Below are 25475 nucleotides of genomic sequence, written 5' to 3'. Positions count from 1 at the left end.
AAGACAATCGAAAGAGCAGTTCGTCGCCGTCGAGCGCGCCCCACGACAATCGAAAGAGCAGTTCGTCGCCGTCGAGCGCGCCCCACGACAATCGAAAGAGCAGTTCGTCGCCGTCGAGCGCGCCCCAAGACAATCGAAAGAGCAGTTCGTCGCCGTCGAGCGCGCCCGTGCGGTCGCGTGGAAGGGGCGACGAACTGCTCGTTCGATTGGCGAGAGCGCCGATGCGCGGCCCGATGGAGAGGGCGACGAGCTTGCGCAACCCGACGAACTGCTCTTTCGATTGGCGAGAGCGCCGATGCGCAGCCCGATCGAGAGGGCGATGGGCTTGCGCAACCCGACGAAGTGCTCTCTCGATTGTGGAGGGGGTGGCTCAGCGGCGGAGGATGACGACCGTGTCGAGGGCTTCGCGGGGACCGTCGTAGGTGTCGACCGGCCGCACCCGGATCTCGGCCACCTCGACCACAGCCCCAGCGCCAGCGGCGTCGAGGTGGGCCAGCACCTCGTCGGGGTCGTAGAGGACAGTGCGCTCGCTCGGACCTCCCCACCCGTGCTCGAGGTTGCGGCCCGCGTGGCCGACGACGACGAGGCGCCCACCCGGGCGCACCGCCGCGAGTCCGGCGCGCAGGGCCGCACGCATCTGCTCGGGTGGCAGCTGGAGGTAGGAGAAGAGGACGAGGTCGTGTCCTCCTTCGCCGGGGACGGCAAGGGTCGCGTCCGCCACGACCGCGGTGAGCCGGTCGGCCCGGTCACCGAGCACCGCCGCGGCCCGGTCGCGCAGGCGGCTGATCGCGACGTCGGAGTAGTCAGTGGCGAGCACCGTCCAGCCCTGCTCGACGAGCCAGATCGCGTTGCGCCCCTCTCCCGCCGCGATGTCGGCGGCGCTGCCCGGCTCCAGCGGCCCGACGATCTCGGCGACGAAACGGTTGGGCTCGGCCGACCAGACGAGCTCGGAGGCGGCATACCGCTCGTTCCACGCGTTGGCGTCCATGGAGGTCATTGTGCTCGCCCCGGGCCACGCGCCGCACGGGCCTGCACCCGTGCCAGCGCCCGGGCGACCTGGCGCGGTGTCGGAGCCTCGGGCAGCGGCTGGGCCGTCGCCACCGGGCCCTCGGCCGTCTCGGCCGCGAAGGCCTGCACGAGATAGGTGACCAACCGTCGCCACGCGTCTGGCGCGGCATCGCCCATGCCGGAGACGACGCCGGCGTTGGCCATGAGGAGCAGCGGCAGGTCCTCGACGACGAAGTCGGCGCGCAGCCGGCCTGCCTGCTGCGCCCGGGTCACGAGGTCGCCGAACCGGTCGAGCGAGCGCCGCCGTTCGGCCTCGAACGAGCGGAAGCGCGGGAAGCTCTGCGTCATGACGTCGGTGAAGCCCCGGTCGCCGACCTGCATCGCGCAGACCTGCTCGAGATAACGACAGAAGCCGAGCCACGGGTCGGGCTCTGCGTGCGCGCGATCCACGGCCGCGGCATAGGCGCTCATGCGGTCGGCGAAGACCGCGGTCACGAGGTCGTCGCGGGTCGGGAAGCGACGGAAGAGCGTCGCGATGCCCACCTCGGCCCGTCGGGCGACCTCGTTGAGGGGGGCGTCGATGCCCTCCTCGGCGAAGACCTCGCGCGCCGCCTCGACGATCCGCAGACGGTTGCGCTCGGCGTCGGCGCGCAGCCCGCTCCCCACCCCGGTCGCACCGCAGCCCTGCCCCATCCGTCGAGACTAGCGAGGTCTGACGGTCCGCTCCCCGGCTGGGCGAGCACAGGGTGGGACGAGCGTGGAATGAGATGCACGCGAGCGATGTTGTCCTGCACTGTAAGCGGAACAGGTACTCCACTTGGAGTGTCGACGCTCTCGCAGAAGGAACTCCCCACCATGAACGTGGTCCTCTGGATCATCCAGGGCGTGCTCGCCGCCGCCTTCCTCGCCGCCGGCATCATGAAGTCCACCCAGCCCAAGGCGAAGCTCCAGGAGAAGCTGCCCTGGGTCGAGGACTTCTCGCAGGGCACGGTGCGCCTCATCGGGGTCGTCGAGATCCTCGCGGCGATCGGGCTCGTGCTGCCCGCCCTGACCGGCATCGCACCGATCCTCACGCCGCTCGCGGCCACCGGGCTCGTCATCGTCATGGTGCTCGCCGCCGCCGTGCACGTGCGCCGCAAGGAGTACAGCGGAGTCGTCGTCAACGCGGTGCTGCTCGTGCTCGCCGCGCTGGTCGCCTGGGGTCGCTTCGGGCCCTACGCCTTCTGATCGACCGCCGTCTCGAGCCAGGGCTCGAGGACCGCCAGCACGTCGCCGGGCACCTCGAGCTGCGGCGTGTGCCCGACCCCCTCGAGGTATGCCGTGTGCCACCTCGGGTTGAGCGCCGCGGTCCGTCGGGCTGCCGCCACCGGCACGAGGCGGTCGAGCTCGCCGTGGACGAGCAGCACAGGTCGGTCGATGCCCGCGATGAGCGCGTCGTAGCGCCGCGGGCGGCGCAGCACCGCGAGCAGCGAGCGAGCGGCCCCGAGGAAGTCTGCCTCCGGGGCGGGCGTGGTGCGACGCCAGGCGGCGAGCTGCACGCTCGCCCCGATGAGGTCGTCATCGGCTCGGGAGGCGTCGGCGAAGCAGAGCGCGATCGTGCCGAGGACCCGCTGACGGTCGGTGTAGCGCGCGTTGTAGCGGGTGAGCACGGCCTCGCCCACGCGCGGGACGGCATACAGGGCGAAGGTCGCGGCGACCTGGGGGTCCGGCCTCTGGCCGGGGATCGGCAGGGACGGGTCGATGAGGCCGAGACCGGCAACCTGCTCGGGGCGCCGGTCGGCGAGAAGGAGCGAGACCATGCCGCCCATCGAGTTGCCGACGAGGACTGCAGGGCGCCGCAGCACCCGGTGGACGAAACGGCTGAGCAGGGCCGCGTTGTGGTGCACCGACGTCGACCTGCCCGACGACGGCGTCAGCCCGAAGCCGGCGAGATCGAGGGCGACGACGCGCCGGCCGCGGGCGAGCTGCGCTCCGATGCCGACCCAGTTGAGGTGGGAGCCGCCGAGACCGTGCACGAGGACGACCGGCGGCGGAGCGTCGTCGTCGTCGCACCCGTCCGGGCCGCCGAAGTCGACGTAGTGCACCGGCCCGTCGAGGTCGACGGTGCGGCTCGGCGCGCCCCACGGTGCGGCCAGGTCGAGTGGCTGGTCCGGCGCCGGCGTCGGTGCCGGCGTCGGTGCCGGCGTTGATTCCCGGGGCGCGGCGGTGTGCTGGGTCGACATGAGCGCAACCTACCTTCCGGACCTGACGACGGCTCAGGTGTCGTGCCGCGCGGCGCGCAGCTCGATGAGCCGTTCCTCGGCCGCGTTGTCGGTGAGCTCCCGGGCACGGCCGAGGGCAGCGGCCGCCTCCGCGGAGCGACCGAGCCGGGCGAGCAGGTCCGCCCGCACGACGTGAAAGGCGTGGTAGCCGGTGAGGTCGAGGTCCTCGACCAGCTCGAGCCCGACGCCCGGCCCCGCCACCTCCGCCACGGCCACGGCGCGGTTGAGTCGCACGACGTCGGTCGGCAGCACGTCGAGCAGCTGGTCGTAGAGCGCGACGACCTGCACCCAGTCGGTCTCGGCGGCCGTCGCAGCATCGGTGTGCACGGCGTTGATCGCAGCCTGGATCTGGAACGGTCCGGGAGCGTTGCGGCGCAGGCACTCCCGCACGAGGGCATGCCCCTCGGTGATGAGCGCGGCATCCCAGCGGGCTCGGTCCTGGTCAGCGAGCAGCACCGGCTCGCCGGCCATGTCGGTGCGCGCCGGGCGCCGCGCCTCGGTGAGCAGCATGAGTGCGAGCAGCCCCTTCGCCTCCGGCTCGTCGGGCATGAGCAGGGCGATGGCGCGCCCCAGCCGGATCGCCTCGGCCGCGAGGTCTGGGCGGCCCAGCTCGCTGCCCGAGGTCGCCGTGTGGCCCTCGGTGAAGACGAGGTAGACGACGGAGAGGACCGACGTGACCCGGGCCGGCAGGTCGGCGTCGCGGGGCACCCGGTAGGGGATGCCCGCGTCGCGAATCTTCTTCTTGGCACGCACGATTCGCTGGGCCATGGTCGCCTCGGGCACGAGGAAGGCTCGCGCGATCTCCGGTGTCGTCAGCCCGCCGAGCAGGCGCAGGGTCAACGCCACCTGGGCCTCCCTCGACAGGGACGGGTGGCAGCAGGTGAAGACGAGGCGAAGTCGCTCGTCGCGCACAGGTCCCTCCTCTCGGGGCTCGTCGGGGGTGGCGAGCAGGGCGGCCTCCGACTGCCGGGCGTCACGGCTCGCTTCCCGGCGCAGCCGGTCGATGGCCCGGCGGCGCGCGGTCGTGATGATCCAGCCGGCGGGGCTGGGCGGCATACCGTCTCGGGGCCACCGCTCGACTGCCACGGCGAACGCGTCCTGCACCGCGTCCTCGGCGAGGTCGATGTCACCGAGCGCGCGGATGAGGACGGCCACCGCCCGCCCGTGCTCCTCGCGGAAGACACGGGCGATGTCGGCGCTCGTCACCGGGGGCCGACCGGCGGGGTCGGTCACGCTCACTCCGAGGTCGGCTGCTGCCCGGGGCCGCCCTGCTCGAAGGGGCGGATCTCGACGGTGAGCCCGGTGGCTCCGGCGATGCGCTCGGCCCACCCGAGCGCGACGTCGTAGTCGGCGGCGCGCACGATCGAGATGCCACCGAGGTGCTCCTTGGCCTCGATGAACGGGCCGTCGGTGAGCAGCGCGTCGCTGACGGCGTCGCGCTTGCGCACGACGGTCGCCGACGTGCTGGCCGCGAGGCCGCCGGCAAACACCCAGCCACCCGCGGCACGGATGTCGTCGTTGACCTTCTCGAGGTCGGCCATGATCGCGGCGAGGTCGACCTCGGGCGGCGGAGGTCCGTCACCCGAGAAGAGGCTGATGAGGTAGGTCCGCGTGGTGTCCATGATCGCTCCTGGTGCTCGTGCCGGGTGATGGCGGTGTGGCGGTGGGGTGGCGGAGGCCGGACGGTCGCCGCTCACCCTCTACACGAACGGGGCCGGGCGCGATCGACAGCTGTCGCCGAGCTCTTCGCGTCAGGCTCGTGGGCGGTGCTCGACGAGGCCGACGAGGTTGCCCTCGCTGTCCCTCACGAAGGCCATCCACTCGTCGCTGCCGGCCGGCCCGAGCGAGTCGTCCTCGTGGGCGAAGATGACGTGGGGCTCGGCCTCGACGGGGGCACCCGCGTGGCGGAGGCGCTCGACGGTGGCGTCGATGTCGTCGACGGACAGGTAGTGCAGGGCACTCGGCGCCGCCCGGTCGAGCAGGAGACGCACACCCCCGACGTCGAAGAAGACGAGTCCCGGCGGGTCGAAGGTGGCGACCGGCGCAGCGCCCAGCAGGTCTGCATAGAAGGCGGCCGCACGCCCGAGGTCGTCGGCGTGCTGGGCGATCTGCACGAGCCTCATGCCCGCACGCTAGCCCCGGGCCAGCAGGCGCGTCGAGGCCTACCGAGGTCCGCCGCGGCCCGCGGGGGCCGCCGGGGGGCCGCGGGGCCCGCGGGGGCCGCCGGCGCGCCGTCGCCCGTCGAGGCCGGGGTATGCCGCAGGGGCGTGGCCGCAGTGCTGCGGCCACGCCCCTGTGGCTGGGTTTCACGCCGGTCGGCTCACAGGCCAGCGGCGCGCAGGCCCTCCTGCCACTCCATGAGGTCGGCGATCTTGCCGGAGACCGCGTGCTGGTCGATGAGGCCGTTGGCCTTGCCGCGGGCCGTCTGCAGCGCCTGCAGCGCGGCGTCACGGTCGCCGGCGTCGGCCGCCGTCTCGGCGGCCGCGAGCCGCTCTCCGACCTGCGCCGTCAGCTTCTGGGTGCGCATCGAGCCGTCGTCGGACGCGCCGAGCAGGCCCTTGACCTCGTTGAACGTCACGCAGTCGCCACCGCCGCTCACCTTGCCGGCGGTCCACTCGATGCCGCCCTTGAGGTGCTCGAGGAAGACCGGGTCGGAGTAGGAGGAGTCGACGTGACCGGCGCCCTCGTACCAGGACCGGCCACCCTCGAAGTTGTGGCACCACGAGATCGGGTGGTCGGCGCCCATCCGACCGCCGGTGTAGGTCGACTCGTCGAGGGTGATGAGGACCCGCACGGAGTCACGGGGGTTCGAGCTGAAGTTGTACCACTCGTCGAAGCGGACCCACGTGCGCGGCAGGTGCTCCGTCGAGGGGTGCGTCGGGTCCTCGACCCGCATCGTCGCCGTCTGCTGCGCCGGGTGGTTGACGAAGCGGGCCCCGCCGCCCGACAGCTTGCTGTACCACGGCACCGAGTGCATGGTGTCGGTCGCGGCGTGCAGCCCGACGTAGCCACCGCCGCCGCGGATGTAGCCCTGGAACGCTGCGAGCTCAGCGTCGTTGAGCAGCCTCGGCGTGGCCGGGTTCATGCTGTTCGTGTTGTCGACCGGCGAGGCGAAGATGATCGTCGCGTACTGCGACAGGTTCGCCGCGCTCGTGAACGGCGTGCTCGCCATCGTGACGTCGGGCTGGCCCGGCGACCCCGGTCCCCACCAGCCGCCGGAGCTGTTCGGCGGGTCCCAGACGTCGACGGTGAAGCCGCTCTCACGGCCCATGTCGATGACGGCGTGCGTCGTCTCGTCGATGTGCGAGTGCCGGAAGCCGAGGGTCTTGCCGACGACGAGGACCTTGTAGTCCCCTGCCGCCGCAGCCGTAGGCGCTGCTGCGGCGTTGGCGGCGTTGGCGGCGCTGTCGGCGGCGCCCGCCGACGCCGCCCCGAACCCGAGCACGAGGGCGGCGAGCCCCGTTACGGTGCCGAGCAGGCGTCCGGCACCGACACGTCGGTGTGTCGTGGTCATGGTGGTCTCCTTGTGTGAGGTGCTGCGTGTGAGGTGCTGCGTGTGAGGTGCTTTGTGTGAGGTGCTTTGTGTGGGGCGCTCCGGGTGAGGTGCAGTCGATGACTGCTGGGGTCAGTCCTTCGTCGAGAACGCGGCGTCGAAGGCTGCGGCCGACGGCTCGTAGGACGAGAGGCGACGCACGAAGGAGAGCGCCTCGGGTGCCCCGACGAGGCGGTCCATGCCGGCGTCCTCCCACTCCACGGAGAGGGGGCCGTCGTAGCCGATGGCATTGAGCATGCGGAACGCGTCCTCCCACGGCACGTCGCCGTGGCCGGTCGAGATGAAGTCCCAGCCGCGCCGGGGATCCGCCCACGCCAGGTGCGACGACAGCCGGCCGTTGCGGCCGTTGCCGACCCGCTTCTTCGTGTCCTTGCAGTGGACGTGGGCGATCTTGTCCTTGAAGTCCCAGAGGAACCCGACCGGGTCGATGTCCTGCCAGACCATGTGGCTGGGGTCCCAGTTGAGGCCGAACGCGTCACGGTGCCCGATGGCCTCGAGCGTGCGCACGGTCGTCCAGTAGTCGTAGGCGATCTCGGACGGGTGCACCTCGTGGGCGAAGCGGACCGCGACCTCGTCGAAGACGTCGAGGATGGGGTTCCACCGGTCGGCGAAGTCCTGGTACCCCGCGTCGATGAGCGCCTCCGATGCGGGCGGGAACATCGCGACGTACTTCCAGATCGACGACCCGGTGAAGCCGGTGACCGTCTTGACGCCCAGCGCTGCCGCGAGCCGCGCGGTGTTCTTCATCTCCTCGGCCGCGCGCTGGCGCACCCCTTCGGGGTCCCCGTCGCCCCAGACGCGGTCAGAGAGGATGTCGCGGTGCCGGCTGTCGATCGGGTCGTCGCAGACGGCCTGACCCTTGAGGTGGTTCGAGATGGTCCAGACCTTGAGGCCGTTGCGCTCCAGCACGTCCCGCTTGGACTGGACGTAGGCGGCGTCGTCCCAGCGCCAGGGGTCGAGGTGGTCGCCCCAGCACGCGATCTCGAGACCGTCGTAACCCCACTCCCCCGCAAGTCTCGCGACCTCCTCGAAAGGCAGGTCGGCCCACTGTCCGGTGAAGAGGGTGATGGGTCGTGTCATGAGGTGCTCTCTTTCTCTCAGTGCGGTCCCGGGGGTGCGGGACGTTGGTAGGTTGCGGCGAACCGGTGCCGGGACGGAGCGCACTGCCCCGGCACCGGCCCGCCGGGACGCGGGTGCTTGCGGCACCCGCGCCCCTCCGTCACGGGGAGCGCGGCTCCCGGCTGCCGGTGGGCCGAAAATCCACCGGCGGTCGGGTGGTCCACCGGCGCGAGTCCGGGTCGAGACCGAGCTTCTCGTGACGGAACACTGCCTAGAGCCCCGTCCGCATGAGGCCCGCGAGGGCGAGCAGGACGGCCTTGGGCTCCGCCTGCTTCACCGTGGTCTCCACCCGTGTCGCGAACGCGTCGACGGCGCCCTTCGCCGCGTCCGTGCGACCGGCCGCGGTGTGCTTGTCGATGTTGTCGAGCCGGTCGGTGAGCCCCTTGGCCTGCTGGGCCGTGAGGTCACCGGCGTCGACGCGGTCCGCGATCACGACTCTCGCGACCTTCGCCGGGGTCTCCAGCGTGAACGTCACGGTGGTGGCGTTGCCGGCGACGTCCGTGACCACGAGGGTGTTCACACCGAGCGTGGCGCCGAAGGCACCAGGCACGACCGAGTTGAGGTCGGACCAGACGTTGTCCGTGAGGTCCTTCTCCTTCCCGTTCAGGGTGAGGCGGTCGACCTTGTTGAGGTCGTAGAGCTTGAACGACACCTTCGCGTAGACCCCACCCGAGCCGAGCGTGAACTCGGCGCCGTTCTTGACCGTCACCTCCGGCCCCTTCGAGTCGAGCGTGAAGGCGACCGTCGTGCTGTTGCCCGCGACGTCGAAGACGACGAGCGTGTTGGTCCCCTCCTTGCCACCGAAGACGCCTGGCTTGACGCCGTTGAGGTCGGACCACACGTCGTCAGTGAGGTCCTTCTCGACGCCGTTGAGGGTCAGCCGGTCGACCTTGTTCGCATCGTTCAGCTTGAACGAGACCTTCGAGTAGACCCCGCCCGAGCCGATTGTGAACTCGGCGCCGTCCTTGACGGTCACCTTCGGGCCGGCCGAGTCGATCCTCACGTCGACCGTCGTGGCCGCCGAGGTGTTGCCGGCCTCGTCGGTCGCCCGGAACTGCACGGCATACGTGCCGTCCGTGGTGAGGCCGACCGGGCCGGTGTATGCCGCCCACGCTCCGTCACCGACGCGGTACTCGATGGCGGGGGCCTTGGTCACGTCGTCCGTGGCCGACGCCGTGAGCGTCACCGGCCCGTTGAACCAGCCGTTGGCGCCGTCCGGGGAGGCGGGGTCGCTCGCGACCTTCACCACCGGGGCGGTCGTGTCCTTGACGGTGCAGTCCGTGGCGGTGTCGTCCGGGGTCAGCGTGAAGTAGTCGAACTTCGCGGTGATCGGCAGGGCGGCGGCCTGGTTGGCCGTGCCCCAGAGACCGATGCGCGGCTCGTTGATCCCGGTGAGGGACCGCGTTCCGCTGATCGTGTTCCACGTGTTGCCGTCGGCGCTGTACTGAGCCGTGACGTCGAGCCCGTTGCTGCTCGACAGGCGCAGCCAGAACGTCTCCGGGAAGGAGGCGCCCAGGGCGGCCGAGTTCGTCTCCGACGCGGTGCCACCCACCTCGGTGAGGAACTGGATGACCCGGCCCGCGGGGTCGGGCGAGGCCGTCCTGCCCTGCATGACGAGCTTCATGTAGTTGTTGTCGTCCCCGTAGATGATCAGACCCGCCTGCTGGTACTGGCGGACTGCCGGGAACGTCACCTTGGTCGTGGCCTCGAACGCACCACCCGGGAGGTGCTGCAGCACGAGGTTCGGCGTCGCGCCGCCTGTGGCTCCGTAGAGGTCGGCCGCCGCGAGCTTGATGACGAGGTGGCCGTCCGCGACGGACAGGTCGCTGTTGGCCCGCACGTTGCTGTCCCACCGTTTGGTGTCGAGCGCCGTGCCGTCGAAGCCGTCCGAACGTCCGGTGAAGCATGTCGGGAGCGGCGTGTTGACCCGGATCGCCACGTACGTGGACGCCTTCGCACCCCGGGAGTCGGTCGCCGTGACCGTCGCCCGGTAGCTGCCCGGCTTGGTGTAGGTGTGCGTCGCCGCACCGGTCTGGCCGGTGTCGCCGGTCGCTCCGTCACCGAAGTTCCACGTGTAGGTGATCGGGTCGTCCCCGTCGGGGTCGGTCGCCGTCGCGGTGAAGGCGACTGCGAGGGGCCCGTCACCGGTCGTCGGCGTCGCCGTCAGGCGCAGCTCCGGCCGCTGGTTCTCCGTGACCCCACGACCACCGAAGTCGATCCAGTTGATGTTGGACCCACCGGTGAGCTGGACGAAGTAGAGCGGCCCGGACACCGTGGCGGTCTCGCCGCTCACCTTGCCCGAGAAGTACTGGTAGCTCTGCCAGCCCGCCGTGGGTTCCACCCGGATCTTGGCGACGGCCGGGCCGTCGGGCGATCCGGTGCGGACCTCCCAGTCGGCTCCGCCGGCATCGGACGCCGCGCGCATGGTGATGGTGTCGATGTTCGTCAGGTTCATGACGTCCCACCGGATCCAGTCACCGGGCTCGATGTAGCCGATGTTGCTGCCTCCACCGAGGGTGTCGCTCGCGGCCTCGACGACGACACCGGGGTCGCCGTTCGTGCCCGAGCCGACGCGACCGGTGGCGTCGAAGAACTCCGCCTCCTTGCGCTTCGTGTGGACGACGACGGTGTCCTGGCCCGTCAGGGCCGAGGCGCCGGACGCACCCTTGTCGGTATAGGAGGCCGTGATGGTGCCGAAGATGTCGGCTCCCACGTGGCCCTCGTCGCCCGGCAGCGGGAACGTGCCGGAGCAGCCCGTGTACTGCTCGTAGCCGTGGGCGTGCTCGTCGTGGCCGAGGGCCGGCTGGACGACGACCTTGTCGCAGTCGATGACGCCGTCCTCCGGGTCGGTGACCTTGACCTCGTAGGAGATCGTGTCGCCGAACTCGAAGAAGCCGCCGTCGACCGGCGCGATGATCTCGACCTTCGGCGCCGTGTTGCCGACGACGATGTCGATGTTCGACACGGCCGTGCGGCCGTCCGCGTCGGTCACGGTGAGACGCGCCGTGTAGTCGCCGACCGTGGTGTAGGTGTGCGACGTGACCGCGGCGGTCGAGTCGGTCGTGCCGTCACCGTCGAAGTCCCAGGCGTAGGTGACGTCGGTGCCGTCCGGGTCTCGCGACCCCGACCCGTCGAAGTCGACCTTGAGCGGCGCCGGCCCGGACAGGGGCGTGGCGGTCGCGCGGGCGATGGGTGCCCGGTTGCCCTGGACGTAGTCGATCCGGTAGATCCCCGAGTCGGCGTTGTTGCCGCCGAAGCCGCTGCCCCACTCGATCATGTAGAGCGCACCGTCCGGGCCGAACTGCAGCGCGTGCGGCCGCGTCATCGGCAGGTTGGGCAGGAAGCGGTTCAGGTCGACGACGTCGGTGTGCTGCTCGTTCAGCTGCACCGTGAACAGCCGGCTGTTGTTCCAGTCGGCCCAGATCGCCTTCTCGTCGAAGTACGCCGGCCACTTGCGGTCCGACTTGAGGTCGGGGTCGTACGCGTACGTCCCCGAGGTCATCGGCGCACCGCTGCCGCCGATCTCCGGGTTCGCCGTGCTCGACTTGCCCTGCCACAGCTCCGCGCCGATGGCCGGCGGCAGCTGGGTCAGGCCCGTGTTGTTGGGCGAGTCGTTGACCGGGGCGGCGCAGTTGTAGGCCGAGCCGGACTGGGTCGTGGCGAAGTCGTAGTCGACGTAGGGGGTGTTCGTCCCGACGCAGTACGGCCAGCCGTAGAAGCCGGGCTTGTCGACGATGTTCCACTCGACGCGCCCGTCCGGCCCGCGGCTCGGGTTGGCGGACCCGGCGTCGGGGCCGTAGTCGGCCACGAGGACCGCGCCCGTCTGCTCGTCCAGCCCGATGCGGAACGGGTTGCGGAAGCCCATGCCGAAGATCTCGGGACGGGTCTTCGCGGTGCCCGGGGCGAAGAGGTTGCCGGCGGGGATGTCGTAGCCGCCGGCGTCCTTGGGCGTGATCTTGAGGATCTTGCCCGACAGGCTGTTGGTGTTGGCGGACGAGCGCTGGGCGTCCCAGGCGGACCGGCCGGCGCGCTCGTCGAGCGGCGCGTAGCCGTCGGAGGCGAACGGGTTGGTGTTGTCACCCGTCGCGATGTAGAGGTTGCCGTCGTTGTCGAACTCGAGGGCTCCTCCGGCGTGGCAGCACTCGTTGCGCTGCACGGGGATCTCGATGATCTCGGTCGCCGACGCCATGGTGAGGGTGTTGCCGCTCACGGTGTACCTCGTCACCCGGTCGACCGACGCGGCGCCTGCCGGCGAGTGGTAGAGGTAGATCCAGCTGTTCGTCGCGAAGTCGGGGTCGAGGGCGATCCCGAGGAGACCGAACTCCTGGCCGGTGTAGACCGGGAGGGTCCCGGCGGTGGACACGTTGCCGTTCGGCTGGATGACCCGGACCTCACCGTTGCGGTCGACGTAGAACACGCGACCGTCCTCGGCGATGTCGAGCTCCATCGGGTTGGCCGTGTTGTCGTCGAGCGTCACCTTCTCGAAGCTCGCGGGCAGCGTCGCCGCGCAGTCGGCCGAGACGACGCCCGCCGCGGTCCGGATGCCACCGAGGAGGTGGGTGAGGAACTGCGGGTCGGTGAAGCTGGCGTCGGTGTGGCCGAGACCGGTGTACCAGGCGCGGCCGCCGTCGTAGTCGCGGCACCAGGAGATCGGGTGCTCCGCGCCCATCGTGCCGCCGGAGTAGGAGTTCTCGTCGAGCGAGGCGAGGACGTGCACCTTGCCCATCGGGTTGGTGCGGAAGTTGTAGAGCTCGTCGGTGCGGTTCCACAGGCTGGGGAGCTCGGCCGTCGACGGGTGGGCGTGGTCCTGCACCTTGACGGTGTGGGCGGGGGTGCCGGCGGGGTGGCCGGAGAACCAGGCCCCGACGAGCTCGCCGTACCACGGCCAGTCGTACTCGGTGTCGGATGCGGCGTGGACGCCGGCGTAGCCGCCGCCGGCCTTGATGTAGCGCTCGAAGGCCGCCTGCTGGCTGGTGTCGAGGACGTCACCGGTCGTCGAGAGCCAGATGACGACGTCGTACTTGGCGAGGTTGGCGTCGGTGAAGGCGCCGGCGTCCTCGGTCGTGTCGACGGTGAAGCCGTGGTCGGTGCCGAGCTTCTGGATCGCGGCGACCCCGGCCGGGATCGACCCGTGCCGGAAGGCTGCGGTCTTGCTGAAGACCAGAGCGGTGAACGGGTCGGTCTCTCCGTGGCCGTCGTGGGCCGAAGCCGCACCGGCCGACCAGGTGACCGCCATGGGCAGGACAACGAGCATGGCGACGACGACGGCGATCAGCCGTCGTGTGCGTTGCCATGCCCTACTCGTGAGCAATCTCATCCCCTGCTCCTCCTTGAGAAGGTGGTGTGGTGCGCTCCCTGCTGTCCGGGGCGGGTCCCCGGTCGTTCGGCCCTTGGTCCTGCGGTACGGCTCAGTGGTCGAGCTCGGAGGTCGAGCTCGGGTCCTGCGGTCGAGGTGGTGTCCTTCTGCGCCGGGGTCTCGGGCCGGCGCCCCCTCACTGCTCGCTGCAACCGAGCAGGCGATCCGTGGCGCCGGTCAGGACATGGCGCCCGACAGCTGACCGGCATCGGCCCGGTAGGGCACGAGGCCGGGCTCGTCGAAGACGTGGCGCGTCGCACGCAGGGCGCCCCCGCGGACGGCGCCCGAGAAGCCCAGGGTGGACAGCTCGATGCGGCAGCCCCCCGACTTCGGGGCGAAGACCTCCGTGTCGAGCTCGGACCGCAGCCGCGGCGCGAACCACTGTCCGAGGGCGGCGAAGTAGCCGCCGAGGACGACCATGCCGGGGTTGAAGATGTTGACGAGGCTGCCGCAGCCCTGGACGAGGCCGTCACCGATCTGCTCGACGGCGGCGAGCGCGCGCGGGTCACCTGCCTCGAGCCGGCTCCGCACCTCGTCGAGCCGCTGGACGACGTCGATCGACGGGTCGCGCACCGGGTCGTCGGCCGGGGCGAGGGCGCGCAGCAGGGCGCCGAGGCCGACGACGGTCTCGAAGCAGCCGACCCGCCCACACCGGCAGCGGCGCCCGGCGGGGTCGACCTGCATGTGGCCGAGCTCGCCGGCGAAGCCGCGGCTGCCGCGCAGCAGCCGGCCGCCGGTGACGATGCCGCCGCCGACGCCCGTCGCGCCGGTGATGAGCAGCAGGTCCGGGGGCGCCGTGCGGCCGCGCACGTCGAGCTCGGCGAGGACCGCGGCGTTCGCCTCGTTCTCGATGAGCAGGGGATAGGCCGGGTCGCCGAGGTGGCGCCGCAGCGGCTCGAGGACGGCGGTCTCGTGCCACCCGAGGTTGGGGGCGTCCCACACCAGCCCCGAGGCCGGGTCGGTGATGCCGGGCAGGGCGAGGGTGAGACCGACCGGCACCGCCCCCGCGGCGGCGAGCGGGTCGATGACGGCGTCGACGAGGCCCGCGAGGCGGCCCAGCACCGACTCGGCCCGCAGGCGAGCGGTGTCGAGGGCCAGCCGCTGCTCGGAGACCGGCTCGCCGCGCAGGTTCGTCGCGATGACCGAGACGTAGTCGACCGCGACCTCGGCGCCGAGGGCGATGAAGTTGTGCGCGTCGAGCTCGATCGTCTGACCCGGACGGCCGACGCTGCCCCGCTCGATCTCCCCCTCGCGGACGAGGCCGCGTGCGAGCAGCTCGGCGACGAGGCTCGAGACGGTGGCCTTGTTGAGCCCCGTCTCTGCGGCGATGCGGGCCCGCGAGCGCCCACCGTGGAGGCGTAGGTGGTTGAGCACCACGGAGAGGTTGTGGCGTCGCACGCTCATCTGGTCGGCCGTGCTGCGGGCGCCGAAGCGTGACGCCGAACCCTCCGAGACCGTCACGGCCGCCACCTCCGAAGTGACCAGCGTCATCGCTAGTACGTTGGGACAACAAACTAAAGAGGACGTGTCGCGAACGTCAAGGTTTCCCGCCATTTTCCTGTGTTCTCCCTGTACGTCATGGGATGCGCGGGTGCCGCCGGCGCCCGTGGAGCCTCCGTGGGAAGCAGGTCGAGAGCCGCTCACGCGGTCCCGCTCGTCGTGACGGCGGCCCCGGCCGCCTCGAGCACGAGGTCGTGGACGTCGGCCGCAGCCACCGCCTCGCGGCGCAGGCCGGCGTCGGAGGTGATGACGACGGGCCCGTCGGTCGGGTCCTGCGGCAGGCGCCCGTGACTGCCCCGCACCCACCGCGGGTCGAGCGGGACGACACTCATCGCATACCGCAGCCCGAGCTTCTTGCGCACGAGGCTGAGCCCCGCGCGCGCCTTGGCGGAGCGGTCGGCGGGGTCGAAGAAGAGCTCGGCGGGGTCGTAGCCGGGCTTGCGGTGGATCTCGACACCGCGGGCGAAGTCGGGCGCGCGGTCGTCGTCGAGCCAGTAGTAGTAGGTGAACCACGCGCGGGGCGTCGCCACGAGCACGAGGTCACCGCTGCGCTCGTGGTCGAGGCCGTATGCCGCCTGGCCGGCCCGGTCGAGCACCTGGTCGACGCCCGGGGCGGCCTCCAGCAGGGCGCGCACCTCGCCGAGCCGCTCCGCGTCGCGGACGTAGACGTGGGCGACCTGGTGGTCCGCGACGGCGAAGGCCTGCGAGGCCCACGGGTCGAGGTACTCCATCCCCGCCTGCGTGTGCACCTCGAGCAGGCCGGCGCGGCGCAGAACGCGGTTGACGTCGACGGGCTCGTCGACGGCGGTGATGCCGTACTCGCTCACGACGACGACGCTGACGCCGAGGCGCTCGGCGTCATCGAGGAGCGGTGTCAGCGCGACGTCGAGCTCCGCGGCGGCCGCCCGGGCCTGCTGCGACTCCGGGCCGAAGCGCTGCAGGTCGTAGTCGAGGTGGGGCACGTAGGAGAGCGTGAGGTCGTGCTCGGGCAGGAGGATGCGGGTCGCCTCGATGATCCAGCGCGACGATGCGATCGAGGCCGTCGGGCCCCAGTACTGGAAGAGCGGGAACGCGCCGAGGCGCTCGATCAGCCTGTCGTGCAAGGAAGCCGGCCGCGTGTAGCAGTCCGGCGACTTGCGGCCGTCGGCGTGGTAGATCGGCCGCGGGGTGACGATCGAGTCGACGTCCATGCCCATCGCGTACCACCAGCAGACGTTGGCGACGCGGGCACCGGGGTGCGCGCGGCGCAGCGCGTGCCAGACCTTCTCGCCCTCGACGAGCGCGTTGTGCTGGCGCCAGAGGAAGACCTCGCCGAGGTCGCGGAAGTACCACCCGTTGCCCACGGCGCCGTGCTCGGCGACGGGTCGCCCGGTCAACATCGTCGACTGCACGGAGCAGGTGACGGCGGGCAGCACGGTCTCGAGCGGCGCCTGCCAGCCTGCCGACGCGAGCCGGCGCAGTCGTGGCATGTCCTGCAGCGCCCGCGGGGTGAGCCCCACGACGTCGAGGAGCAGCACCTTGGCCGGCTGCTGGGTGGAGTGGGCGTCGGTCGTCATGCGGGCTCCTTGAGTCCGAGGTCGATGAGCGTGTCGCGCAGCCAGGCCAGCTCGCCCGCGATGCTCCGGGCGAGGGCGGCGTCGTCGGTGGGCCGGTGCGCCTCGGGCACGACCGACCACGTGTAGGTCTCGACCTCGAGGTGGTCGGTCAGGGCCGTCTCGCCACCGACGAGCACGCCCAGCGAGGCACGCAGGTCGTCCGTGGTCGACGCGAGGGGCGGCTCGGGCGCGTGCCCCAGCGGCACGTGGAAGTGCACGCGCCACGGCCGCTCGACCCCGCCCGGCGCCGGGTCGAGTGGCCGTATGCCGCCGAGGGCGTCGCCGAGGTCGTCGCGGGCTCGCAGGGGGCCGGGTTCGCCGCGCTCCCCTCGCTCCCCCCGTCCTGCCGTGTCGCCGGGGGCCCGCACCTGGTGGAGGAACCGGTCCTCGTCGAAGGCGGCGAGCGCGAGGCGGGCGTCGGCGTCGGCCGGGTGCTCGAGGTGCAGGCCCGCCGACACCTGGGCCTTGACGACGCGGCGTCCCGCGGCCGCGAGCCGGGGCACGGCGACGGCGGCGTCCTCGAAGCCGACGGCGAGGTGGCAGAGGTCGAGGCAGACCCCGAGCACGTCGGTGTCCCAGCCGTCCATGCGCTCCACGAGGTCGCTCGTCGTCTCGATGACGCAGCCGGGCTCCGGCTCGACGCCGACCCGAATCTCGCGGCCGGTGCGCGCTCGCAGGGCGTGGAGGTGGTCGGCGAGCCGGTCGAACTGCTCGGCGGCAAGCGCCTGGCGGTCCCCGAACCACGGGTGGCGCCACCCGAGCGGCAGCGTCGAGATGCTGCCGCGTGCGGCGTCGTCAGGCAGGAGGCGAGCGAGCACCTCGGTGAGGTCGACGGTGTAGTCGAGCCGCGCCCGCTCGGTCCAGTCCGGGTGGTAGACGCGGTGCTTGACGACCTCGTCCTGGAAGCCGCGGTAGGGGAAGCCGTTGAGGGTGACCACCTCGAGGGCACGTGAGTCGAGCTCACCGCGCAGCCGTTCGGTGGCAGTGGGGTCCTCAGCGAGGGTCCGGGCGACGGGTGCACTCAGCCACAGACCGAGACCGAGCACGTCGGCGCCGAGGTGCCGGCGCACCGGCAGCGCGAAGCGGTCGAGCTGGCCGATGATCGTGTCGACGTCCTCGCCGGGGTGGACGTTGGTGCAGTAGGCGACGTGGACCGTCTGCCCGTCGGAGTGGCGCAGGCGCACGGTCAGTCCCTCGCGCCGCGCAGCACGGAGTTGCCTTCGAACGTCGCGCCGGCACCGACGAGCTCCTCGTCGCGGGGCTGCGCGCCGTCCGCCAGCGTGTCCGGCAGCTCGAGTCGCCCACTCTGCGAGTAGAACTCGACGGGGTTGCGCCACAGCACCCGGTCGACGTCGTCGTCGGTGTAGCCCGCCGCGAGCATCGCCTCGGCAACCCGCACCGTCTTGAGCGGGTCGCTGTTGCCCCAGTCGGCGGCGGAGTTGACGATCATCCGGTCGAGCCCGTAGCGGCGCAGGATCTCGACCATGCGGTGCTCGTCCATCTTCGTGTCCGGGTAGACCGAGAATCCCATCCAGCAGCCGGACTCGGCGACGACGCCGACCGTCATCTCGTTGAGGTGGTCGACGATGATGGCGCCCGGGGCCACGGCCGACTCGCGCACGACGTCGAGCGTGCGCCGCGTGCCGGTCAGCTTGTCACGGTGCGGGGTGTGCACGAGCGCCGGCAGCTCGTGCTCGGCCGCGAGGGCGAGCTGCGCGGCGAAGACGTCGTCCTCCTCCGGGGTCATCGAGTCGTAGCCAAGCTCGCCGACCGCGACGACGCGATCCTTGACGAGGTAGCGCGGCAGCACGTCGAGCACCTCGCGACAGCGGGCGTCGTTGGCCTCCTTGGGGTTGAGCCCGATCGTCGCGAAATGGGCGATGCCGTACTGCGAGGCGCGGAACGGCTCCCACCCGAGGATCGAGTCGAAGTAGTCGGTGAACGAGCCGACGCTGGTGCGCGGCTGGCCGAGCCAGAAGGACGGCTCGACGACGGCCCGCACCCCGGCCGCGTGCATGCGCACGTAGTCGTCGGTCGTGCGGGAAGTCATGTGGATGTGCGGGTCGAAGATGCGCACGTGAGGCTCCTTCAGTCTGCCCGGGACGGGCTGGGGTCGGGGGTGTCGACGAGGGCGAGGACGGTGAGGGCGTCCGGGGGCACGATGCGTCCGGCGGCCTCGCGCTCGGCAGCGAAGTCGCGCACCATGCGGGCGAGCTCGGCGTCGGATCGCTCGGCCAGGCCGGCGACCTGCTCGACGGGGATGCCCATGAAGATCACCTTGAGCAACGCCTGACGCCAGGCATCGTCGTCGAGGTAGGTGGCGGCATACGGCCCGAGAGCAGCCGCGACGAGACGGGTGTCGTTGGTGCGCAACGCATCTCGCACGATGGGCAGGGCGGCGTCGCCGACGGCGTTGCTCCGCTCGGGGGCGTCGAGCGCGGGGAGCGCGAGCAGCACCGCCCGCCGCTCGGCGGGGTCGCCGTGCTCGTAGACCCGGCGCACCAGGTCGACGACGTATGCCGCCGGGCCGGGGATCGCGAGCAGCAGCTCCCTGCGCGCCGCGTCCCCGTCACGCCCCTCTCGGGTCGCGATGCGTGCCGCGGCAGGGAAGTGCCGCTCGATCGTGGCAGGGTCGCTCGCGACCTGCGCGATCGCGTCCCGGGTTGTCATGGGGTTCGTCGCGGGGGTCGTGCTGGGGCTCATCGGGCCACCTCCTGCGGTCGTCGGTCCGGACGGTCCACCTGCGCGAGCCGCTCGGCGTCGCGCAGGAAGTCGAGGCTCGCGGCCGCGAGGGTGGGGGCGGCGTGCGTGTGACGCGGCAGCTCGACGGCGACGAGCCCCGTGAAGTCGATCGCCGACAGCGCGGCGAGGACAGGCGGGAAGTCGACCTCGCCCTCACCGAACGGCAGATGCTCGTGGACCCCTCGGCGCATGTCGTCGATCTGCACGTTGGCGACGAGGTCGGCAGCGCCGAGCACGCAGGCGGCGGGGTCGGCGTCCTCGGTGCACCGCAGGTGGCCGACGTCGATCGTGAGGCGCAACCGGTCGGGCGACCCGAGCCGGCGTCGCAGCTCGATGACGTCGCCGATGCGCTCGACGAACATGCCGGGCTCGGGCTCGAGGGCGAGGTCGACGCCGTGCGCCTCGGCCACGGGGAGCAGCGACTCGACGCCCTCCTCGACGCGAGCCCAGCACACGTCGCGACTCGCGTCGCGCGGCGCGATGCCGCTCCAGAAGGAGACGGCGGGCGAGCCGAGATCGGCAGCGACCTGAATCGCTCTGTGCAAGAGCTCGATCCGTCGCTCGCGACCCTCGTGCGACACGAGCGTCGGCTCGTGCTTGCGCCGCGGGTCGAGCACGTAGCGGGCGCCCGTCTCGACCATGACACCGAGGTCGTGACGGGCGAGAAGGGCGCCGACAGCCGCAGTGCGGCCGGCGAGGTCCGGGGCGAAGGGGTCGAGGTGGGCATGGTCGAGGGTCAGGGCCACCCCGTCGTAGCCCAGGTCGGCGAGGACCGCGAGGGCATCGGCCAGGCGGTGGTCGGTGAAGCCGTTGAGGCCGTAGCCGAAGCGCAGGCTCATGTGGCCGACACCCGCTTCATCGCGAAGGCGCCGACCGGGGCCGACGCGGCGACACCGAGCGCCAGGCCGGGGTTGCCCGCAGCAGCGATGGCAGCCGACTGGAGTGGCACGAGACCGCGGATGCCGATGCCGGTCGCCCGTCGTGCCGTGGCTGCATCGGGAGTGCGCACGGCGGCCACCTGGGCGCGCAGGACGCCAACGGCATACCACCCCGTCAGGGCGAGCGCGACGGCGCGCGAGGCGAAACCCGTTCTGCCAGAGACGGGTGCGGTCAGTGCCCGCACCGCCGAGCCGACGGCGACGGCACTCGTCGTCGCGACGCAGCCCTGGGCGACCGCCACGGAGCCGCCGCGCACCTCTCCCCTGCTGAGGGCAGTGACCCCGGCAGTGTGCAGCGCGACGAGCGCGGCTGGTGCCGCGGCACGCTGGAGCGCCGGCCAGCCGCCGGCACTCGCACCGAGCAGCACGTCGAGACCTCGCGTCGAGGCCATCGTGGCGACGCTGAGCGGCCCTTCCTTGGGCCCGAGGTCGTAGGCCCACACGGCGGCGGCGAGCACAGTGGCCACGGCCAGGGTCCGACGCCCACCTGCAAGCCCGGCGATGCCGAGGCCCGCTGCGGTGAGGCCGCCGGCCACCGCGAGCGCCGTTGTCGCAGAGACACGCCCGGACGGGATGGGCCTCTCGGGACGCTCGACCGCGTCGACCTCACGGTCGGCCCAGTCGTTGAGCGCCATCCCCGCCCAGTAGAGGCAGGTCGAGGCCAGAGGCAGCGCTGCTGAGCGGACGCCACCCGACAGTCCAGTGCCCAGCGGCCAGCCGGAGCTCGACGCACCGGCGAGGGAGTCACCGGGCACGCTCAGCGCGGCCGGCGCCCGCACCAGCTCGGCGAGGTCGCGCAGTCGGGTCACGGCGCGGTCGCCCACTCCGTCAGCACGCGGAGCTGCTCGAAGAGACGGTGCTCGTCGGAGCCGACCGGGTCCTTGAAGAAGAAGCCGAGAGCGGGCAACGGGCCCACCTCGTCGCGGCGCAGCGCGAGGTCGGCGAGCCGCGCGAGGTCGATGACGAGCGGTGCCGCGAGGCTGGAGTCACAGCCCTGCCAAGTGAACTGCATCGACATGCGCGTGCCGAGGAAGCCCGAGAAGGTCAGGTGGTCCCACGCCGTCTTCCAGTCGCCGAGGTCGGCGATGTTGTCGATGTGCACGGGCCCGTCGACCGGGTGGCCGAGCATGGCCTCGAGGCCGCGGGCCTTGCTGCGGGCCTTGCTCTCCATCGCCTGGGGGTCGGCGAGGGTGGCGCCGTCGCCGCCACCGAGGAGGTTCGTTCCGGCCCACGAGCGGACGCGGAGCGAGCGGGCGGCGAACATCGGGGCGAGCACCGACTTGACGAGCGTCTCGCCGGTCTTGCCGTCACTGCCTCCCCACGGCACACCGTGCCGCTCGGCGAGCTGCTCGAGCGCCGGCAGCCGCGCCCCCGTCGAGGGGGTGAAGTCGATGAAGGCAGCGCCTGCACTGAAGGCCGCAGCGGCATACACGGCACTCGGCGGGAGCGGCGAGTCCCCTGCCGCCCAGGCGCGCTCGAGCGCGTCGAGGCTCTCGTGACCGGGCTGCTGCTCGACGACGGCCTCGGTCGAGGAGACATTGATGACGACGACGCGGGCGAGCCCCTCGTCGTCACGGAAGGCTCGGATGTCGGCGGCGAGCCGCTCGACGGCAGCGGCCTGGTCCTCGTGGCCGGCCCGGTAGCCGCCGCGGACCCGGTGGTCGGTGCGCTCGAGCTCGTCGTGGACGAGGTGGAGGGCGGTGTGCGGGATGACGCCTGCGTCGGCGAGCTGAGCCGCACGCTTGACGAGCGGCACGTCGACGACGTCGTGGCCGCCGACGACGAGGTGGTCGAGCGCGACGAGCCCGGCTGCTGCGAGGTCGGGCTGCTCGGTGACGAGGCCGTCGGTGCCGTGGCCGCGGGCGGTGATGAGGGCGAGTCCGGTCGCCACGGTGGTGGCCACGGAGCCGCGGGCTCCGACCAGCCAGAGACCTGTTCGTGCGTCGCTCATGTCTCGTTCTCCTCATCGAGTCGGGGTGCGGGTGGTGCTGCGTGCGGATGGTGCGTGGTGCTGTGGTGCGCGTGCGGGGTGGTGCTGGGGTGGGGCCGGTGCCCCGGCGGCGAGGAGATGGGCCCTCGCCGCCGGGAACCGTTCCGGTCAGCGCAGCGAGGCGATGACCGCGTTGGCGTCGCGAGCCAGGGCGGCCGCAGCCGCCGCGTCACGGACGTTGGAGGTGGACTTCGTCGCTGCGATGAAGCCCTCGAGCTGCGAGATGGCCGCACTGGTGCGTCCGCCCGCGATGTGCTTCTCGGCCTGCTGGAGTCGCTTCTCGAGCTCCTTCTCGCCGGCCGGGGTGACGAGACCCTCGCGGGCCAGTCGCTCCGTCAGCGCCGTCAGCGACAGGATCGAGGTCGTCGTGGTGAACGTCCTCGTCGTCGTCGTGACGAGACCAGCCTTGTCGGTCGCCTTGACGACGAGCGTGTGGCTGCCGAGCGGCAGCTTCCACAGCGCGAGCGGCTTGTCGCCCGCGACGGCAGCGCCGTCGACGGTGGCCGTCACGGAGTCGATGCCGCTCGTGGCGTCGGTCGCCGTCCAGGTGATGTCGCCCGCGTTGCCGACCGAGGCTCCCTCGGCCGCACCGGTGACCGAGACGGTGGGTGCCGTCTTGTCGAGCTTGATCGTCACCGACCCGACCTGCGAGACGTTGCCGCCGTTGTCGGTGGCCCGGTAGAGCACGGTGGTCGTGCCCTCGGTCGAGACCGTCAGCGCCGTGTTCGCGTTGACCCACGTGGTGCCGCCGTCGGTGGAGCGCTGGCGCGAGGCGACGGTGCCGTTGTCGGTCGCGTTGACCGTCACGGTGACGTTGCTCGTGTACCAGCCGTTCGCGCCGTTCGGGGTCGCCGGGTTCAGCGTCACCGAGACGGTGGGAGGCGTGACGTCAGCGACGCCGTCACCGGTGAAGGTGAGGGAGTCGAGCACGACACCGCCGGTGGAGGTGACGTAGAGACGCCCCGTTCCGGTGGGCTTCGACGACAGGGTCGCTGCCGCCTCGGTCCAGCCGGAGCCGTTCACCGCGATGGTGCCGAAGGGAGCCGCGGTCGGCGAGTCCCAACGGAGCGACAGGGTGCCGGTGCCCGTGGCGCGGGCCTTGACCCCGGTGACGCCGACGAGGTTCGCCGGGTCCCAGGCCAGCCAGTCGCCGGCGTCGAACGAGGTGACCTTGCGCAGGCCGCTCGCCGTGTTGTCGGCCGTGAGCTCCACACCCTGCGTCGCGTCGGCCCACTCGGCCTCCTGCTTCTTCGGGTTGAGGATGAGCTGCTCGGTGGTGGTCGCACCGGGTAGGCCGTTCGCACCGTTGTCGGTGTAGGTGATGACGACGACGCCGAAGATGTTCTCGGTCTCGCCGTGCTGCGTCGCGTCGGCCGGGGTCGGGATCGCGAACTGGCATCCCGTGCCCTGGCTCAGCGGGTGGGCGTGGGCGTCATGGCCCAGGCCGAAGGTCCACGAGACGCGCGAGCACACCGTCGCGGTGCCGTCCTCGGGGTCGGTGGTCGTGACGTTGAACGGCACGGCCTGGCCCCAGTCGAAGAAGGCGCCGTTGGGCGGGGTGGTGATGTTCACCGTCGGGGCGACGTTGCCGACGCTGATGACGGTGCTCGTCAGGCCACGCTTGCCCTCGGGGTCGGTGACCCGGAGTCGAGCGCTGTAGCGACCGAGGGTCGTGTAGGTGTACTGCGCGGTCGCGCCAGTGGCGTCGAAGGTGCCGTCACCGTCGAAGTCCCACTCGTAGGTCAGTGCCTCACCCTCGGGGTCGACCGAGGTCGAGCCGTCGAAGGTGACCGTCAGGGGGGCGGAGCTGCCACTCACGGGGGTGGCCTTGATGCGGGCCTGCGGAGCCTTGTTGCCCTCCGCGTAGTCGATGCGGTAGAGGCCCGCGTCGGGGTTCTGGCGGAAGAAGCCGTCGCCGTAGTCGAGGACGTAGAGCGAGCCGTCCGGCCCGAACTCGATGTCGATCGGGCTGTCGGTGATCGGCTGGCCGTTCGTCTCGAGGGCCGCGTTCGGCAGGAAGTGCGTGATGTGGTCGACGGGTCCGTTCGGCCACTGCACGTCGAAGACGGCGAGGTAGTCCTGCGAGAACTCGGCGAAGAACGCCTTCTTGTCCCAGTAGGCCGGGAACTTCGTCTTCGACGGGTTGGCGGCGTCGAAGTGGTAGACCGGACCGCCCATGGGGCCCTGGCCGCCCTGCCGGTCGAAGTCGGTCAGCTCGGGCCACGGCTGGTGCGCGTTGGTGTCGCCGTAGTAGAGCGTCGGCGCGGTGGCCGGCGGCACCTGGGCGAGGCCGGTGTTCCACGTCGAGTTGTTCTTGGCGCCGGCGTCGCAGTCGAACCACGGGCCGGGCGTCGCCGTCGCGAAGTTCCACTCGTTGTAGTTGGCGTTCGGGCCGTGGCAGTAGGGCCAGCCGCCGTTGATCGGCTTGGTGATGGCGGTCGTCTGCCACTCGACGTAGCCCATCGGGCCACGCTGCGGGTCGGGCGCGCCGGCGTCGGGGCCGTAGTCACCCCACGACACCGAGTTCGTGACCGGGTCGACGTCGATGCGGAACGGGTTGCGCAGACCCATGGCGAAGATCTCGGGACGGGTCTTGGCGGTGCCGGGCGTGAAGAGGTTGCCGGACGGGATCGTGTAGGACCCGTCGGCGCCGACCTTGATGCGCAGGATCTTGCCGCGCAGGTCGTTGGTGTTGCCGGCACCCCGGCGGGAGTCGAAGCCGGGGTTGAAGCCGGGCGCGTTGTTGTTGGGCGCGAAGCCGTTGGCACCCGGCGCGCTCGCCGGCGTGTTGTCACCCGTCGAGAGGTAGAGGTTGCCGTCGGCGTCGAAGTCGACGTCACCGGCGACGTGGCAGCACTGTCCGCGCTGGACCTCGACCTTGATGATGGCCTGCTCGCTCGCGAGGTCGAGCTTGCCCGCTGCGTCGTCCCACTTGAAGCGGCTCAGCTGGTTGTAGCCCTTCCACTGGTCCCAGTAGGAGGCGTCCGCGCCGGCAGGCAGGCTGTTGGGCGCCGACCCCGTCGGCGTCGTCGTGACGTAGGGCGCCGTCATCGTCTTGGGCGCGTAGTAGAGGTAGACCCACTTGTTCGTGGCGAAGTCGGGGTCGAGCGTGACGGTCTGGAGACCGTCCTCGGAGTTGTTGTAGACCGAGAGGGTGTTGACGACCTTCGTGACGCCGGTGTCGGGGTCGACGAGGCGCACGTCGCCGTTGCGGGCGGTCGTGAGCACGCGACGGTCGGGCAGGACCGCCATGTCGATGGGCTCACCGGTGTCCTTGGTGAGCAGGATCTTCTCGTAGTTCGACCAGTCGAGCGCCGGCTCGGCGCCGTGGTCGACTCCGTCGTGGGCGGTCGCCGGCGTCGCCAGCACACCACCCAACATGGTCGCGGCCAGGGCAGCTGCGGCAGTTGCCG

General features: G+C 71.6%; 19 protein-coding genes. 1 reads left to right on the top strand and 18 read right to left on the bottom strand.

What is annotated here, in order from left to right:
- Nucleotides 1–370: 370 nt before the first annotated feature.
- Nucleotides 371–988, bottom strand: a complete 618-nt coding sequence (locus FHX52_RS12435; RefSeq protein ID WP_141822468.1) for a class I SAM-dependent methyltransferase — start codon at nucleotides 986–988, stop codon at nucleotides 371–373.
- A gap of 5 nt (nucleotides 989–993) precedes the next feature.
- Nucleotides 994–1701, bottom strand: a complete 708-nt coding sequence (locus FHX52_RS12430) for a TetR/AcrR family transcriptional regulator (protein ID WP_141822466.1) — start codon at nucleotides 1699–1701, stop codon at nucleotides 994–996.
- Between the two features lie 162 nt (nucleotides 1702–1863).
- Here FHX52_RS12430 and FHX52_RS12425 point away from each other — a divergent pair, with 162 nt between their 5' ends.
- Nucleotides 1864–2235: a DoxX family protein gene (locus FHX52_RS12425; RefSeq protein ID WP_141822464.1), complete on the top strand. Its 372-nt coding sequence runs from the start codon at nucleotides 1864–1866 to the stop codon at nucleotides 2233–2235.
- Here FHX52_RS12425 and FHX52_RS12420 read toward each other — a convergent pair.
- From FHX52_RS12420 to FHX52_RS12345, 16 genes are all read right to left on the bottom strand, one after another.
- Nucleotides 2223–3230 carry an alpha/beta fold hydrolase gene (locus FHX52_RS12420; RefSeq protein ID WP_141822462.1) on the bottom strand — a complete coding sequence of 336 codons (1008 nt, stop codon included), beginning with the start codon at nucleotides 3228–3230 and terminating at the stop codon, nucleotides 2223–2225. The genes FHX52_RS12425 and FHX52_RS12420 overlap by 13 nt on opposite strands.
- A gap of 33 nt (nucleotides 3231–3263) precedes the next feature.
- Nucleotides 3264–4502, bottom strand: coding sequence for an RNA polymerase sigma factor (locus FHX52_RS12415; RefSeq protein WP_141822460.1), 1239 nt, complete (start codon nucleotides 4500–4502; stop codon nucleotides 3264–3266).
- A gap of 2 nt (nucleotides 4503–4504) precedes the next feature.
- A complete protein-coding gene (locus FHX52_RS12410) occupies nucleotides 4505–4891 on the bottom strand; it encodes a YciI family protein (protein ID WP_141822458.1) in 387 nt (128 codons plus the stop codon).
- Nucleotides 4892–5020: 129 nt separating this feature from the next.
- Nucleotides 5021–5392 carry a VOC family protein gene (locus FHX52_RS12405; protein ID WP_141822456.1) on the bottom strand — a complete coding sequence of 124 codons (372 nt, stop codon included), beginning with the start codon at nucleotides 5390–5392 and terminating at the stop codon, nucleotides 5021–5023.
- A gap of 197 nt (nucleotides 5393–5589) precedes the next feature.
- A complete protein-coding gene (locus tag FHX52_RS12400) occupies nucleotides 5590–6783 on the bottom strand; it encodes a ThuA domain-containing protein (protein WP_141822454.1) in 1194 nt (397 codons plus the stop codon).
- A gap of 111 nt (nucleotides 6784–6894) precedes the next feature.
- A complete protein-coding gene (locus tag FHX52_RS12395) occupies nucleotides 6895–7902 on the bottom strand; it encodes a sugar phosphate isomerase/epimerase family protein (RefSeq protein ID WP_141822452.1) in 1008 nt (335 codons plus the stop codon).
- A 250-nt stretch (nucleotides 7903–8152) separates the two neighbouring features.
- Complete coding sequence (locus FHX52_RS12390; protein WP_141822450.1) at nucleotides 8153–13258, bottom strand: ThuA domain-containing protein; 5106 nt, start codon at nucleotides 13256–13258, stop codon at nucleotides 8153–8155.
- 216 nt (nucleotides 13259–13474) lie between these two features.
- Nucleotides 13475–14788, bottom strand: coding sequence for an ROK family transcriptional regulator (locus tag FHX52_RS12385; protein WP_141822448.1), 1314 nt, complete (start codon nucleotides 14786–14788; stop codon nucleotides 13475–13477).
- A gap of 149 nt (nucleotides 14789–14937) precedes the next feature.
- The gene (locus FHX52_RS12380) at nucleotides 14938–16353 is read right to left on the bottom strand and encodes an alkaline phosphatase family protein (RefSeq protein ID WP_141822446.1); all 1416 of its coding nucleotides are present in this window, start codon (nucleotides 16351–16353) and stop codon (nucleotides 14938–14940) included.
- Complete coding sequence (gene eboE / locus FHX52_RS12375) at nucleotides 16350–17576, bottom strand: metabolite traffic protein EboE (protein ID WP_141822444.1); 1227 nt, start codon at nucleotides 17574–17576, stop codon at nucleotides 16350–16352. Before eboE ends, FHX52_RS12380 begins: the two co-directional genes overlap by 4 nt.
- Nucleotides 17577–17578: 2 nt before the next feature.
- The gene (locus tag FHX52_RS12370) at nucleotides 17579–18469 is read right to left on the bottom strand and encodes a TatD family hydrolase (RefSeq protein ID WP_141822442.1); all 891 of its coding nucleotides are present in this window, start codon (nucleotides 18467–18469) and stop codon (nucleotides 17579–17581) included.
- Nucleotides 18470–18480: 11 nt separating this feature from the next.
- Entirely contained in the window at nucleotides 18481–19095 is a 615-nt protein-coding gene (locus tag FHX52_RS12365) for an EboA domain-containing protein (protein ID WP_141822440.1), read from the bottom strand.
- Nucleotides 19092–19973 (bottom strand): sugar phosphate isomerase/epimerase family protein, encoded by an 882-nt coding sequence (locus FHX52_RS12360; RefSeq protein ID WP_141822438.1) that lies wholly within the window; start codon nucleotides 19971–19973, stop codon nucleotides 19092–19094. Before FHX52_RS12360 ends, FHX52_RS12365 begins: the two co-directional genes overlap by 4 nt.
- Nucleotides 19970–20881, bottom strand: a complete 912-nt coding sequence (locus tag FHX52_RS12355; protein WP_185747264.1) for an SCO3242 family prenyltransferase — start codon at nucleotides 20879–20881, stop codon at nucleotides 19970–19972. Before FHX52_RS12355 ends, FHX52_RS12360 begins: the two co-directional genes overlap by 4 nt.
- Nucleotides 20878–22023: an inositol-3-phosphate synthase gene (locus tag FHX52_RS12350; RefSeq protein ID WP_141822436.1), complete on the bottom strand. Its 1146-nt coding sequence runs from the start codon at nucleotides 22021–22023 to the stop codon at nucleotides 20878–20880. Before FHX52_RS12350 ends, FHX52_RS12355 begins: the two co-directional genes overlap by 4 nt.
- 147 nt (nucleotides 22024–22170) lie before the next feature.
- The gene (locus FHX52_RS12345; protein ID WP_246069948.1) at nucleotides 22171–25431 is read right to left on the bottom strand and encodes a PQQ-dependent sugar dehydrogenase; all 3261 of its coding nucleotides are present in this window, start codon (nucleotides 25429–25431) and stop codon (nucleotides 22171–22173) included.
- Nucleotides 25432–25475: the final 44 nt, after the last annotated feature.

This window comes from Humibacillus xanthopallidus, from assembly GCF_006717145.1.
Classification (GTDB): domain Bacteria; phylum Actinomycetota; class Actinomycetes; order Actinomycetales; family Dermatophilaceae; genus Humibacillus; species Humibacillus xanthopallidus.
Note: the sequence above shows the minus strand (reverse complement) of the source record. Positions and strands in the feature narration are given on the sequence as shown.

Excerpts from the sequence above, each read along its gene's own strand:
- FHX52_RS12435 (WP_141822468.1), bottom strand. The coding sequence starts at position 988 with ATGGACGCCAACGCGTGGAACGAGCGGTATGCCGCCTCCGAGCTCGTC.
- FHX52_RS12430 (WP_141822466.1), bottom strand. The coding sequence starts at position 1,701 with ATGGGGCAGGGCTGCGGTGCGACCGGGGTGGGGAGCGGGCTGCGCGCC.
- FHX52_RS12425 (WP_141822464.1), top strand. The coding sequence starts at position 1,864 with ATGAACGTGGTCCTCTGGATCATCCAGGGCGTGCTCGCCGCCGCCTTC.
- FHX52_RS12420 (WP_141822462.1), bottom strand. The coding sequence starts at position 3,230 with ATGTCGACCCAGCACACCGCCGCGCCCCGGGAATCAACGCCGGCACCG.
- FHX52_RS12410 (WP_141822458.1), bottom strand. The coding sequence starts at position 4,891 with ATGGACACCACGCGGACCTACCTCATCAGCCTCTTCTCGGGTGACGGA.
- FHX52_RS12405 (WP_141822456.1), bottom strand. The coding sequence starts at position 5,392 with ATGAGGCTCGTGCAGATCGCCCAGCACGCCGACGACCTCGGGCGTGCG.
- FHX52_RS12400 (WP_141822454.1), bottom strand. The coding sequence starts at position 6,783 with ATGACCACGACACACCGACGTGTCGGTGCCGGACGCCTGCTCGGCACC.
- FHX52_RS12395 (WP_141822452.1), bottom strand. The coding sequence starts at position 7,902 with ATGACACGACCCATCACCCTCTTCACCGGACAGTGGGCCGACCTGCCT.
- FHX52_RS12390 (WP_141822450.1), bottom strand. The coding sequence starts at position 13,258 with ATGAGATTGCTCACGAGTAGGGCATGGCAACGCACACGACGGCTGATC.
- FHX52_RS12385 (WP_141822448.1), bottom strand. The coding sequence starts at position 14,788 with ATGACGCTGGTCACTTCGGAGGTGGCGGCCGTGACGGTCTCGGAGGGT.
- FHX52_RS12380 (WP_141822446.1), bottom strand. The coding sequence starts at position 16,353 with ATGACGACCGACGCCCACTCCACCCAGCAGCCGGCCAAGGTGCTGCTC.
- FHX52_RS12365 (WP_141822440.1), bottom strand. The coding sequence starts at position 19,095 with ATGAGCCCCAGCACGACCCCCGCGACGAACCCCATGACAACCCGGGAC.
- FHX52_RS12360 (WP_141822438.1), bottom strand. The coding sequence starts at position 19,973 with ATGAGCCTGCGCTTCGGCTACGGCCTCAACGGCTTCACCGACCACCGC.
- FHX52_RS12350 (WP_141822436.1), bottom strand. The coding sequence starts at position 22,023 with ATGAGCGACGCACGAACAGGTCTCTGGCTGGTCGGAGCCCGCGGCTCC.